The 13,723-nt window shown below is 48.0% G+C and carries 11 protein-coding genes; 5 read left to right on the forward strand and 6 right to left on the reverse strand.

Annotation, left to right across the window (positions count from 1 at the left end; all coding sequences use genetic code 11):
- The first annotated feature begins 33 nt into the window (after nucleotides 1-33).
- Complete coding sequence (locus EOE67_RS04075; protein WP_127697776.1) at nucleotides 34-813, forward strand: substrate-binding periplasmic protein; 780 nt, start codon at nucleotides 34-36, stop codon at nucleotides 811-813.
- A 568-nt stretch (nucleotides 814-1,381) separates the two neighbouring features.
- On the opposite strand, the gene EOE67_RS04085 is transcribed toward EOE67_RS04075, so the two are convergent.
- Complete coding sequence (locus EOE67_RS04085; RefSeq protein ID WP_127697777.1) at nucleotides 1,382-2,839, reverse strand: aminotransferase-like domain-containing protein; 1,458 nt, start codon at nucleotides 2,837-2,839, stop codon at nucleotides 1,382-1,384.
- Nucleotides 2,840-2,979: 140 nt separating this feature from the next.
- Between EOE67_RS04085 and EOE67_RS04090 the strand changes: the two genes are divergently transcribed.
- Nucleotides 2,980-3,756 carry an aldolase gene (locus EOE67_RS04090; protein ID WP_127697778.1) on the forward strand — a complete coding sequence of 259 codons (777 nt, stop codon included), beginning with the start codon at nucleotides 2,980-2,982 and terminating at the stop codon, nucleotides 3,754-3,756.
- Nucleotides 3,757-3,766: 10 nt separating this feature from the next.
- Entirely contained in the window at nucleotides 3,767-4,642 is an 876-nt protein-coding gene (locus EOE67_RS04095) for a dihydrodipicolinate synthase family protein (protein WP_127697779.1), read from the forward strand.
- Between the two features lie 142 nt (nucleotides 4,643-4,784).
- Here EOE67_RS04095 and EOE67_RS04100 read toward each other — a convergent pair whose 3' ends face one another.
- The 4 genes from EOE67_RS04100 to EOE67_RS04115 form a co-directional block, all read right to left on the reverse strand.
- A complete protein-coding gene (locus EOE67_RS04100; protein WP_127697780.1) occupies nucleotides 4,785-6,143 on the reverse strand; it encodes a DUF2252 family protein in 1,359 nt (452 codons plus the stop codon).
- A gap of 282 nt (nucleotides 6,144-6,425) precedes the next feature.
- A complete protein-coding gene (locus tag EOE67_RS04105; RefSeq protein ID WP_127697781.1) occupies nucleotides 6,426-8,069 on the reverse strand; it encodes an amidohydrolase family protein in 1,644 nt (547 codons plus the stop codon).
- A 254-nt stretch (nucleotides 8,070-8,323) separates the two neighbouring features.
- Nucleotides 8,324-9,082 carry a DUF3307 domain-containing protein gene (locus tag EOE67_RS04110; RefSeq protein ID WP_127697782.1) on the reverse strand — a complete coding sequence of 253 codons (759 nt, stop codon included), beginning with the start codon at nucleotides 9,080-9,082 and terminating at the stop codon, nucleotides 8,324-8,326.
- Nucleotides 9,075-9,725: a hypothetical protein gene (locus tag EOE67_RS04115; RefSeq protein ID WP_127697783.1), complete on the reverse strand. Its 651-nt coding sequence runs from the start codon at nucleotides 9,723-9,725 to the stop codon at nucleotides 9,075-9,077. The genes EOE67_RS04110 and EOE67_RS04115 overlap by 8 nt, the downstream gene beginning before the upstream one ends.
- 367 nt (nucleotides 9,726-10,092) lie before the next feature.
- Between EOE67_RS04115 and EOE67_RS04120 the strand changes: the two genes are divergently transcribed.
- Together EOE67_RS04120 and EOE67_RS04125 are read left to right on the forward strand one after the other, a co-directional pair.
- Nucleotides 10,093-11,562: an alkaline phosphatase D family protein gene (locus EOE67_RS04120; protein ID WP_127697784.1), complete on the forward strand. Its 1,470-nt coding sequence runs from the start codon at nucleotides 10,093-10,095 to the stop codon at nucleotides 11,560-11,562.
- Between the two features lie 130 nt (nucleotides 11,563-11,692).
- Nucleotides 11,693-12,619, forward strand: a complete 927-nt coding sequence (locus EOE67_RS04125; protein WP_127697785.1) for a TlpA family protein disulfide reductase — start codon at nucleotides 11,693-11,695, stop codon at nucleotides 12,617-12,619.
- A 36-nt stretch (nucleotides 12,620-12,655) separates the two neighbouring features.
- Here EOE67_RS04125 and EOE67_RS04130 read toward each other — a convergent pair whose 3' ends face one another.
- Nucleotides 12,656-13,714, reverse strand: coding sequence for a 2-dehydropantoate 2-reductase (locus EOE67_RS04130; RefSeq protein WP_127697786.1), 1,059 nt, complete (start codon nucleotides 13,712-13,714; stop codon nucleotides 12,656-12,658).
- Between the last annotated feature and the right edge of the window lie 9 nt (nucleotides 13,715-13,723).

Genomic DNA, 13,723 nt, shown 5'->3' on the forward strand with positions numbered 1-13,723 from the left:
CCTATAAGCGTTCACTATTGAGAGGAAGTTTTGGTGAAAGCTCTAAATGTTTTACCTGGTTTTTGGCTTTTGTTGTTTCTCGCCTGTTTGCCATTACAGGCTTCTACAATCCGCGTTTGTGTTGAAGATTTTGATTATTATCCGCATTACGATTTTCATAAACTGCCCGGTCGTGGCTTTGCGGCAGAGCTGTTTGAAATGTTTAGCAAAAACACCGGCATTAAGTTGCAAATCATTCCGATGCCGGCAAAACGTTTGCATGATAACCCATTATGTCAGCTGATTTATCCCGACAACCCGTTATGGCATACCGCCCGTGGCACTACCCAAAAAGTATTTTTTAGCCTGCCACTTACAGAAATTATCGGATCTTCAGTTGTCCGCAAAGGCGAAGGACAACTAACCCTTTCTGAAATAAGATCTATTGCCATAGTACGTGGATTTACACCAGATCACCTGTTGTCAGTGCAATCTGAGCACCAATTTGAATTCGTCGAAACCAGCAACGCGACAGCGGCATTAATGATGCTGCTTAAACGACGAGTTGATGCGGCAGATGTGGAATGGCATGTCGCTCAGTACCAGCTTACACAAGCCGGTCAAAAAGACGCTGTCGAAATAGGCCAGCTTTTGCCACTCTCCAGTGTTGGTTTCCATTTATCGAGTCAAAATCATGGAAATGTATTGCAAATATTTGACACGTTTTTACGAGAGAATGCAGAACAAGTAAAGAATTTAAAAGACAAACTGAAATTGAAAACTATTGCAGAACTGAAACTTGAATTAATTCCGCCTGTAAAAAAGCCATTGTAGTCAACCAAGAACGAAATCCTTAGCCCTCAATGTACGATTTTTTACACATCAGCTGCGGCACTGCACAAAAAATTATTGAAACAGAGCAATTTCAGCGATAGCGTGGTATGCGATAAAAATTTACTCCAAGTGGCAGGTAAGAATTCAACTTACGGGCTAATGACTTCAAAAATAGCCTGCTTGTGTTCGCCGACAATAAGGATCAGCCTGCTTGAAAAATTCTATACGCAGTGTGTGGCTTCTAAGAGTCATCATGACTATCACTGCGTCAGCAGTTTGGTGATTTTTGTCCCTTGGCTTGCAGCCTGCGCCTATATGGCACCACTCCCAGACACTGTTCAATTCGAGCATCGCGCGCTACCATAAAAATATCGATGCTGTAGTTAGCCTGTTTGTAAATACAAGCGGTGGAAACTCATGGATGGTTTCAGAAATCCTGTACAACCGAATTATTAGAATTGTGCGCAAGCAATCAGAGCCAAGTATTTCTGTTGCGCACCAGGACGCACCAAATTCTGCCTTGATACAACTCCATTCAGCGATAAATCCAACTATCTACGTCATGGATCTAAGTTTGACCCGCTGTATTTACCTGCGAGTGTAGTCTGGTTAATGCCATCGTGATTTCTGGTTCGGTGTAGGCTCCAAACCCAAAGCGAATTGAAGTGCAGCCTTGCTTGTCAACGCTAAAATGCGGCGCTGCTGCGAAATCCGCCAGTTGCAGCTGCTTGACACCAAACTCCAGCCAAAAAGCCAAACCACCAGCGGGAATAAAAAAACGGACGCTGTCACCAAATAGTCGGTGGAGCTCATGAACACAATGATCACGACGATTTTTATAGATTTTTTTGCTTTTGCGGATATGGCGCTTTACTTCACCCGACGCTAGTAATTCGGCTAAAGCCAGTTCTGTTATGGTATTGCCTTGCCTGTCGATCATTAAAATTTGCTGTACTGCCTGGTCGATAATATCGGTATTGGCCACCAGATAACCGACGCGCAGGCCCGGTGCAAATACTTTGGACAAAGAACCTATATGCAGGACCCGTTCGGAACCCGGCAAGCTGGCAAGTGGTGGTACCGGCCTGCTGTCAAAATGAAACTCGTGATCATAATCATCTTCTATGATGTAAAAATTATGTCGGGATGATAGCTGCAGCAGCAGTAAACGCCGATCCATCGCCAGTGTGACAGTGGTTGGATAATGATGATGTGGCGTGGTGTAAATAGCGGCCACTTTTTTGCCTGCACTTAGCTGGTCTGCGATCAGTTGCTGCAAATGTGTCACATCCAGCCCCTGTTGATCCGTTTTACAGCGCAGTATGGTAAACCCGGCATCTGCAAAAGCAGCCAGTGCTGGCCCATACGTCAACTCTTCAAACACCATCACGCCATCGGCTGGTTTGAGCACCCGGGATGCCAGGTAAATGGCCATCTGACTGCCACGCACGGTACAAATCTGTGCTGCGGTGAGATGCAGGTAACGCTCCTGTGTCAACATTTGTTGCAAGGCATTTCGTAATTCTATTGTTCCTTGCGGGTCGCCATAACCCAGATACTGCTTACGACTGGCGGCAATCAGTGCCCTTCGGTAAGCCCGCGCCAGCAACTCGTACGGGATCAGGCGTGCATCCGGAATGCCATCATTGTCGGATTGATACCCTTTGTTTGCGATGGGTATTGGCGCAAGCAAAGTAGCATTAGAACTGTCAAACGTTGGCTTATCGGTCAGTAAATGTTGGTATTGCGCTGACAAGCGCTGCTCAGGTAACAGATCGGACACAAAAGTTCCCCGTTTTGCCTGTGTGACCAGCCAGCCCTGGGCAATTAATTCGTCATAAGCTATCTGCACGGTTTTACGGTTCAGCCCAAGCACAGTGGCTAATGATCGGGAACCAGGCAACAGCGCACCGGTTTCCAGCCTGCCGGTTAAGATGTCTTCAATCAGCTTATTCACCAGCCGACTGTGAATAGTCTCACCGGCACTGTGCTCCAGCCATACCTGTGTTTGCCACGGACGTAACATCTTTCCCCCCTACTCCAACCTTTGATCTTCACCAGTAGCTGGCCCATTACTCATTATAAAACTGGATGTTCTTGCTGGTCCAGAATCATCTTAATCTTGTTTGCAGTCAATCGACGTTGAGACTTAGGGGACCGATCACGATGAAAACAGCACAGTTCGACAAGCAACAGCTAATGTCCGGAGCACAACAACAAATGGCGATGTTGCTGGACAACGATCCATTTAACGACCGGCAAAAACTGGCTCTAACCTGCCGGATTTTATACGACCACGGCCATGATGCTGGTTTGGCCGGTCAAATCACCGCCCGCACTGCAACTGGTAATACCTTTATTACCCAACGTTTTGGCTTGGGTTTTGATGAAATTACCGCGGATAACCTGATTGAAGTTAATCAGGATCTGGAGCCGGTTGATCAGCTGGCAATGCCAAATCCAGCCAATAGATTTCATACCTGGATTTACCAGCAACACCCTGAAGTCAATTGCATTATTCACACCCATCCAACTCATATTGCAGCCCTTTCCATGCTCAGAGTGCCGCTGATAGTGGCACAAATGGACACCTGCAGTTTATTTGATGACTGTGCCTTTTTGGGTGAATGGCCCGGCGTCCCGGTCGGGAATGAAGAAGGCATCATTATTTCCAATGCGCTGGGCAACAAAAGAGCCATTTTGCTGGCCCATCACGGTCAGTTGGTGGTTGGAAAAACCATTGAAGAAGCCTGCAACCTGGCACTGATGATCGAGCGCGCTGCCCGTTTACAACTGCTGGCGATGGCCGCAGGTCAGATCCAACCGCTGCCTGTGGCTTTAGCACAAGAAGCTCACGACTGGTTGTCGACGACACGTCGCAGCAAAGTCAATTTTGCCTATTACGCCAGAAAAGCTTTGAAATCCCACCCTGACACTATCTAAGGAGTTTACGATGAAACTAACCGGCATTATTGCTTACCCAATCACCCCATTTACCGCTGACGGCAGTCAACCTGATCTGGAGAAACTTGCCCAAAGTATCGAGTTATTGTTAAAAAGCGGCAGCGATGCAATCGCCCCTTTAGGCAGTACCGGTGAAAGTGCATATTTAAGTTTTGCCGAGTGGCAGCAAGTGGCGCAGCATTCAGTACAAGTTGTTGCCAAACGGGTGCCGGTGATCATCGGCATTTCTGAATTGACCACAGAACAGGCTATCCAGAAAGCCCGTTTTGCCGAGCACATCGGAGCTGATGCGATTATGGTGATCCCGGTTTCCTACTGGAAACTGACCGACGCTGAAATCTTTGCTTATTACCAAGACATCGCCGCAGAAATATCCTTACCTATCATGATCTATAACAACCCGGCGACCAGCGGCGTGGATATGTCACCCGAGCTGATCGTCAAAATGTTCAGGGACATTCCTCAAATCACCATGGTGAAAGAAAGCACCGGTGATATTCAGCGGATGCACAAAATTTATCAGCTATCGGCGGGCGAACTGCCGTTTTACAACGGCAGTAATCCGTTGGCTTTAGCCGCTTTATGTGCCGGAGCTAGCGGTTGGTGCACCGCTGCACCGAATTTGTTGGGCGTGTTGCCAAAAGAGCTTTATAGCTTGGTCCAGACTGGCAACCTGAAGGCAGCAACAAGCAGCTTTTATAGCCAGTTGCCGCTGTTAAGTTTTATCGTGGCCGGTGGACTGCCAAAAACAATCAAAGCAGGTTTAGCAATCACAGGTTTTGAGGTGGGTCAGCCGCGCAAACCACTGACGGCTGCAAATGAAGCCGAACGGGCGACTTTAACCCGCTTATTAAATCAGTTCTGAGTGTCGAGGTGCAGATCAGAGTTTTACTCTGATCTGTTTGTAACGACGGGCCTGTTTTTAACGGCAGGTCTGTTTTGCGTCAAATACCCAAAATCATTGAAGATTTGGGTAGGCGATGAGCGAAGGCAACAACCCCGGCTCTTCAAGGATCAGGGGTATATTCTAGATTTAATAGTTGTCCCAGCAGCTCACAGTCGGTTTTTTGCTGCTCGGCGTAGTCGACACAAGCCTGTACTAATGCATCCGCGGCTTTCGGTAAGTACTTCACCACCGCTTGCTCAAAACGGAATGAACGGCGGTCGCCTCTGCTGTGGCACAACGCCAGCGTGCGGCCACAAGCCTCAGCATACTCTGCCAGTTCTTCGCCCGGCGCTTTTGCCGCAAAACAGACATCTTCCGGATCCACATCGACATTGGCGTGATGCAGTGAGCGCACCAGATAATGGGCGCCATTCCAATAATGCTCATCGAGCACCAGATCTGGACGACGTTGCATTAAACGTTGGCAGTCCACCGTTAAATGCGCGGCATTTAAACGGTTCACCGGGCTTAAATCCGGGAAAAAATACAACGGCGCCGAATCGCGTTGTTGCTTGGCTTCAATCAGATGACACTGCGCTAAATCGTCGTCCCCCCTAATTTCTTTAGGACCGACTAATAAATAATAACGCTGCATATTTAAAGAACCGGTACCTGCGCCCTGACGGGTGACAATATCCAAAATATCGTCACTGACATAAGGCCGGAACGTAAACTCGACCTCTTGATAAAGCTCTGGACTTAAGCGGCTGAATTTAACTGGATCTTGCTTAAACATCAGTGGCCGCGCTGATAAATCTGCGACTTTAGCCAAGGTGCTTTTACGTAAAAAATCTTCGCCTTTGGCCGAGCGTTTAATCGCTTTTTTCAGCACCGGCTTTAACACATGGTTTTTCGGAAAATCGTCCAGCACTGAATATCGAAGCTCTGGCTCGTCTAAAATCGCCTGACACTGCGCGGTGTAAGCGATTAAAAAGCTGCGCACTGCAGCAACTGCATCTTTTGCGCTGACCACTTCTAAGGTGTCCAGTGCTAATTCTGCTTCATTGGCGTAACGCTGCTGTTTTACACCCTGACAATAATCCGCAGCCAATAAAATACTGACGGCAAAACGGCTCCAGTCCCAGACCGCATGGCCAACACAGGCGTCGTCAAAGTCATTGGGGGCAAAAATGACCCGATCACCGGACGAACCTTCTTCGGTAAAAAAACCAAAATTAGATAAGTGGCAATCGCCAATGACTGTCGTCAGCGGGATTTTGGTGGTTAACAGCTCCGGCAACTGCAGCACCGAGTTTTTGATATCGGCATAAAACAGCCCGGAACTTCCCCGTAAAAACCGAAATGGGTTCAACGCCATTTTCTGATGTTTGAGAAGCACAGGACCGACGCCAGGTTCTACGGCATCTGTGCGCTTAAATTCCTGCTGTATCTGTTCACGACGTAGTTGCGACTGCGACATAAGATGCTCTTTTCACTTACTTTTCACTGAGAATTCTAGACTGAGATAGTACGCTACCTCGGCCTGAAGTCGAAAGCTGATCTGTGCTGTATTTGTAACAAATCGCAACTGGGGATGGGATGAGGACACCCACTTTCCTTTGAACTAGGACACCCACCAATTTTCATGAGTTAAAAAGTCTTTGAACCAGGACACCCACCAATTTTCGTGAGTTAAAAAGTGGGTGTCCTGTTTTACTGTTGTCAATGTATGGATGTGATGCAGATTTTCCGAATTCAGGCTTTAAAGCTGCGCCATACACTCAACTTCTACTTTAGCGCCCAATGCCAGACCACTGGCGGCAAAAGCGCTTCTGGCGGGTAAAGGCGCTTTAAAATATTGAATGTAAACCTTATTGGCAGCTGGCCACTCGTTGATATCGGCTAACATTAATGTGCATTTAAAGACGGCATCAAAGCCGAGCTGATGTTCTTGCAATACGGCCGAAATATTCAGCATGGTTTGATGCATTTGGCTTTCAATTGTCTGCCCATTCAGCACCATAGTGCCGGGAAAATTCCCCAACTGCCCTGACAGATACAGCACGCCATTGACCGCACGGGCGCTGCTGAATGGCAAGCGTTGATCATCGCCACGATAGACAAACCGGCCATTTTTAATCACGTGGCTTATCTGACGGCTATTGCTGATATTTTCTGTTGGATCTGCTGATAAGATCAGCAGATTGGCCTTTTTCCCGATGTCGATGCTACCGACTTTATCTGCAATACCAATAGCTTCAGCACCATGTAAAGTTGCAGCCTGAATCGCTTCTATTGGCGTCAGCCCTGCCTGTTCAACCAGTAACTGCATCTCCTGATGCACCATAGGGTAATCAAGCCCGGCTTTATCACTTAAATAATCGGTGCCCGCGACAATTTTTATCCCTTGCTGGTGCGCTAGTTTGGTTAATAACACCCCATGCTGATAAATAGTGGCCGCATTCAGATTCCGTTTTTGCAACTGATGGAAAATCGTTAAAGTGGCATCCAGCATTGTGCCGTGTTGTTTCATTTGCTGCAGCAATGGCAGGTAATTCGCCGGATCAAAAGAAGCCTTTTTTACTGCTTCGGACACCGGTAAATCTTTACGGCGCCAGTTTTCATAAGAGGAAATAACGGTTGCAGCTAAGTCAGGTGCATGCGAAATGACCTCAACTCCGGCTTGTACCGCATCCGCCGGGTTCGCTGGCCCGACATAAGCATGAGCCCACACTTTCACACCGTGTTTTTTTGCAGCCGCAGCAAGCTTAGGCATTAAATCAGCCGGTACTTTGGCATAAATTTTTATGCCTGTCGCACCAGTCCCTAAAGTGCGTAACATTAACGCATCAAAGTCGGTCTGTGCATTCACCGAACGCATCCAGTCGGTATCACCCGGCGTTTTGCCACGAGCTGAAGCGACCGTGCGCGGATCGCTGAAAAACTCGGGTCCACCAATAATGACTGAATAATACATATCAGGCGATTGAATTAAATCCAATTCGGCCTGCCGTTTTAAGCCCGTCAATACGCGCACATCACCGCCCATATCCCGAACTGTCGTCACGCCACCTCTTAACAAAGCGCTGAGTCTTTGTTGTGTAGCAGCAGCGTTATCGCCTCCTTCGGGTTCCGTGGCATGATGCACATGAGCATCAATTAATCCCGGCAGCAGGTACAAACCTCCCATATCCAGCACTGTACTGTCAGCAGGACGTTTTTTGCTGCCGGTTTTATACACCGCGCTGATGCTATCTCCATCAAGTACAACGGTTTGACCCGCTTTGAGTTGTAAGCTTTTTACATCCACCAGGGTGATATTTTCTAATAACACACTCTGTGCTGACGCGGCACAACTTAGGGCAGTAAACAGCAATGCAACAGGACGGGAAAATTGAATGGCCATTAGTTTCTCTTCTAAGTGATTGTTCTTATTTATGTCTATACCCGTCATCCTTGAAGACTCGGGGTTGTTGCCTTCGCTCGTTCGCCCCAGTCACATAGGACAACTATGCTCCTGGGGTCTCACTCTCTCGTCGCCTACCCGAATCTTCAATGATTTTGGGTATAGTTATACCTAAGCCATATTGAAGCCACCAGTAAACAACTCAAAACCTGACGTTAAAAATCTGGTTTTGGCCGCATTCCGGCCGTATTCGCTTATTTAATTTTCAGCTCCAGTGACAATAAGGTTCCTACCAGAGTCGTGATCACCACCGAGACCAATGAGCCAATCAACACGTACTCTGTCATGCTGCGATCGGCGTTTTTATTCAGCTCTCCAAATCTGAAGATGGACTTAGCTGCCAAGACAAAACCCACGGCTTCATAACTGCCCACCAGCGTAAACGTCAGTATTAACAAGCGTTCTAAATAACCGATAAGCTCACCGCCGGCGACAATGCCGCTCACCTGAGCTTTTTTAGCTTCACCGGTACCTGAGATTGGGTACTTCTTTAAGATGCTGCCAATCACAATCGATGTTGGTTTGAGAATGAGCAAATAACCAAGCACCACCAGCAGTGCATCCGAAAACTGCTGATGCTGCAGCACTTCAGCAATACTGACACCGTCTGTCATATAAAGGGCGATGGCTGCGAGCACTGTGATATGCAATGCCTGATCAAGCACAAAGCAGGATAACTTCTCGCCATTCGGGCTCGTGACTTTCCATAAATCAATCATAAAATGGCTCACTGCGACTATCACGACCCAGCAGGCAGCCGCGCGCCCATCAACCCCAAATACCATTGCAGGGATTAATAACGAGATGCCATGTAACAGTGAATGAAAGTACAGCTCTTTTGCGCGGTATGTTTTGGCTTTTTTGGCGTCGACCCAGCGTTTTGGCTGTAGGTAAAAGTCACAAATGATGTGCATCAGCAAAAACAGCAGCAGTAAATGAAAAAAATCAACCATACTCGACTCCCGCGACCTGCTTGATGAATCGCCAATTCAGTTCACTGATCAACGGCCAGCCAGAAGCTTTGAGTGACTTACTGGCGGTTGCGGTAGCAACACCAAGCGTTTCAGCTAATTCATTGACTGACAAGCCGTCGTTCGATTGCAACATCGGCAGCATCACTTCACATTGGCGCGAAGTTAATGCCGTAAGTTGTCGATCAAGGTACTTGATAAGTAAGGCAAAGTGCTCGGTAAGCTCTAAGCGGTCTGAGCTAAACACTAACCGCTCACTCTTCAGGGCTTTTAAGCCACGGCCAGATAGCACAAAGGCTTTACCCATCGATTGTGACACCGATTCTCGCAGATCAGCATGCGAGGCAATCGCAAAACTAATGCGGCTATCAAATTCTTTGCCAAGTGCTTTGATGCTGATCCGATAAATCAGGGTGTATCGCAGAGCACTTTCAATATCATGCACCACGGACTGAAACTCGTCGCCACGCTCGATACTATGCGCATTGGCGGAATTGCCTGTGCTGATCAACAGTTGGATTTGTTTAATCCTTGTCAGTAGTTTTTCAAACTGCTCAGAGGTGAGCTTAGTTGAATTGACAATGTCACCACTGATCACAGCGATAGGTTGATGAGTAAGCTGCACTTTTAAACTCCGTTTTACGTCCAACGACAAATTTAGCCACTTTTGGCTAATTATGCAAATTTAGCTATTTTTGGCTAATTACACCATAGAGTCCGCTTGCTCTAACCAACTGCAATTAGCCATTTTTGGCTAAAAACAGACAATTAGCTATTTATGGCTAAAAACTACAAACAAGCGCCATTAATCCTTCCAAATAACGCACCAGATCCTGCCTTTACTGGCAATAATCCCATCACCGATTAGAATTCCACAGGTGGTCAACACTGAACCATCCAGCAACGGCAAGGATGACGTCGGGCGGCAGGCAGTCGATGCTGCACCCATTTGAGGTGTCGTTTCCCCCCTTTTTGACACAAGGAATATTGATATGGCGCTGCATGCCCCCGCTTATGGTCCGGTATTGGGATTGACCACTGGCAACTCGGTCAGACTGATGGCCGGAATTGACCACCATGGAATTGACGAAGGTGTGTCGAAAGCATCCAAACTAAACTCCGGCTTTTTGCGTTTTAAAAAAGCAGCCGACAGCAGATGGAGCAGCGTCAAAAAATTTCGTTTTAACCGCAATTTTTATTGGACCGGGGTGATTGAACTGACCGATCTCACGGCGGATACCGAATACAGTTACCAACTTGGTTATGATTTAAAAGACCCTACGCCAGAGCCTGCCGCTGCCGACTGGAAAAAAATTCCGGTTCACAGCTTTAGAACCGCGGCCATGGCACCAACATCGCTGCACTTTTGTTTTGGCTCTTGCCTGCGTCAAGACGATGATGATGACCGGGTCGGTAAAGTGTTGCACCACGTCAGCGCGCTGCATGCTGCGCGACCGCTGGATTTTATGCTGTGGATGGGCGATCAGATTTACAACGACAAAATGCTGTTTTTAACCGCTAACAATTCTTCGAGGGATGACTTTTTCGAGGTCTATAAACATTTTTTCAATAACGCTTATGTAAAGCCGATCCTCGCCAACATCCCAAATTATATGGTGATGGACGACCACGAAATCGAAAATAGCTTTGCCGATGGTGCGGCGGACTATGCCAATAGTGGTTTATTCAGTTCAAAAACCAAAAAGGAACGGCTGATCAATGGCATTCTCGCGATGTATTGTTATCAGCTCAGTCACGGCCCTATCTACAACAGTGTTGCCGATCCGGAGCAGCCGGGCGTCGCATTTATTAAAGGTCAGGAAGACAATCAAGTGCCGGTGCGACACTATGCCGCGGTGGCGATGGGTGACGTTGGATTATTTCTGATGGATTGCCGCAAAGAGCGCAACAAAGACAAAGACTTGCTGATTTCTGAACATCAGGAAGCAGCCTTGCTGGCGTTTTTGTCCGATCCACAATACCGGGTGCGTTTTGTGGTGTCTTCAGTGACGTTTCTGGCCGACGATGACGCCAGCAAAAAACGCGCTGACAACTGGAAACGCGCGGCAGCGCAACGAAACCGGATCATCAGCCACCTCATCAAGCACAGTATTCCAAACGTGTTTTTCCTGTCCGGTGATGTGCATTCGCATTTTGCGGCGCGCCTGGAAATCAACAAAAAGCCCAGCAGCATTTATCAGTTGGTGTCGGGTTCATTGTTTTGGCCAACCTCATTTATCATCGACCAAATCCGCTGGTTCCGCGACGATGTGATGTTTAAGCAGCCGGTGTTTGGCTGTGATAAAAAAGTGGTGCTCAGTAACCCCCTTTCCGACATCGACACTGACTTTTTTGCCAGTAATGGTATCGGTTATGTTGCGGTTGAACAAAACGAGGTATTATTTCGGGTGATCAATGAAAAAGGCACCACCATGATTGAAGCTCGGCTGCCGTTGCAATAACTAGCCAAGTTACGGGTGACCCTGGTAAAAATATCGCGAATTTACAAAACGAATTTACAAAACGAATTTTAAAAACAGCCATCTTCTTCGGTGCCAGACTCGGCACCCTGATATTTATCCGGAGTCTGATATGAAAAAAATGTTTAGCTTACTGATTTGGATCAGTTACTTAGCACTGGCTACACCGGCCATGAGCGCAGATTTTGCCTCAGTGCAATTACAACAGTTCCCAACCTTGCAACCGGTCAGTTTGCAAGGCCTCAACAATGGTAAGCCTAGCTATGTGAAATTGTGGGCCAGCTGGTGCCAGCCTTGTCTGGAGCAGATGCCACATTTTCAAAAGCTGCAACAAAGCTACGGCGACAAAGTTAATTTTGTCGCGATTAACATCAATATTAATGAAGAGCGTGACGCCATTCGGCAGGTGATTAAGCGTTTCGGGCTGACGATGCCGGTGTGGCTGGATCAGCAAGGTAAAATCGCGCTGGCGCTGGGGCTGGTCGGAACCCCGATGTCGGTGCTGATCAACAGTCAGGGACAGCAGGTGTATAGCACCCATGAATCCGATCAGGCGCTTGATACCTTACTGGCTAAACTTGCCGCCGGGCAGCAGCTGCCACCGGCCGACAACAGCAGTCTGTCAATCGCCGCCCAGCAACAGTTGTTGGCACCATTTACCAAAGGCGAACATCTGCTGTTTTTTAGCGCCAGCTGGTGTGACTGGTATCTGGCTGAATCGCGGCCGGCGATGTCAGCCCACTGTAAAGTTGCCCAGCAAGGTTTAAATAAACTGGCGGCCGAGTTCCCAGCCCAGCACTGGCAAGGTGTGGTCAATCATTTATGGACCGATGACAAAGCGCTGAACGATTTTATCGCGTTGTATCAGCTCAAAGTGCCATTTCAAATAGATAGCGGCGGCGTGTTATTCCAGCATTTTAATGTGCGTGAAATTCCGGTATTGCTGAAAATTAAGGATGGTAAAACGGTGGCGCGGATCACTGATTTTAACGATATGGCCAAGGTCCGTCTGATGTTGCAGCAGACCAAAGCGCTTTAGTTGTCGCTTTGCACTGTAAACAAAAGATCTGTCACGCTAATGACCAAGCAACTGCTGTTTTAAAGCCAGCGGCGATAAACTCAGTTTTTCGCCCTGCTCCAGATGTTTGATAAGTTCAACAATCGCTGAATTGACCGGTGTCGCCACGCCGGTCTGAATACCAAGACGCTCCACGGCGCCGTTCAGATACATAATTTCGGTGCGCCGGCCGGCCTGAATATCGTCCCACATTGAGGATCGGGCAAAGGGGTCAATGCGCAGCATTTGTCCGGCCAGCACTTTAAACAGCGGCGTCGGTAAACGCAGCAAGGTGGGTAACCAGTGGTTCGGTAGACGGGTTAAGCTGCCGGGCTTGATCTGTAGCGCCTGACATACATGAAGCCATTCCTGCATCGCAGCAGCCAGCACCTGGCGTAAATCGCGGTTTTGCAATTGTTGTTTCAGTGGTAAATCACTGATCGCATTCAGTGCATTATTCAAATTTAACAATAACTTACCGTATTCCACTGCCTGCATATCCGCCGCAATCGACAATGGCAGACCATGTCTTGCAAAAATAGCCGCCAGATATTGCAAACGGTTGTCTTCACTTTGTGGCCAGATTAAATCACCGCCGCTGGCCATCGAAAAAGTGCCGGCACTGGTTTTCACCACGTTAAACGGCACGATGGCGCGATAAATTGGATTTGGCAGTTCGTTTTCCAGCATCACGCTGATGCCAACGCCATTTTGCAGCGCTATCACCGGCACGTCAGGACGGATAAATTTCTTCAGTTGTGGAATTAAATGTGGCAGGCTGGTGGCTTTGACGGTGAGCAAAATCACATCACATTCAATCAGACTCACCATCGAGGTAAAAAACGCCGGTGCGTTGACCGTCAGATGTTGCCCGCCGAAACTGGCCGTCAGGCCGTAGGCAGCAAATTCGATGGCTAAAGCTTCGCGGCCAAAAAACTGCACCGCTAGCGCTTTATCCTGACTCAGCACGGCTCCCAAAAAACAACCGACAGCGCCGGCACCGACAATCCCCAGCGTGCTGTGAATGGCGGCACTTTGGGTTTGTTGCTCCGGTAGACTGTCGGTATGACTGGGCATAATGCCTGC

The sequence above is a fragment of the Rheinheimera riviphila genome, assembly GCF_004005945.1.
GTDB classification, from domain to species: domain Bacteria; phylum Pseudomonadota; class Gammaproteobacteria; order Enterobacterales; family Alteromonadaceae; genus Pararheinheimera; species Pararheinheimera riviphila.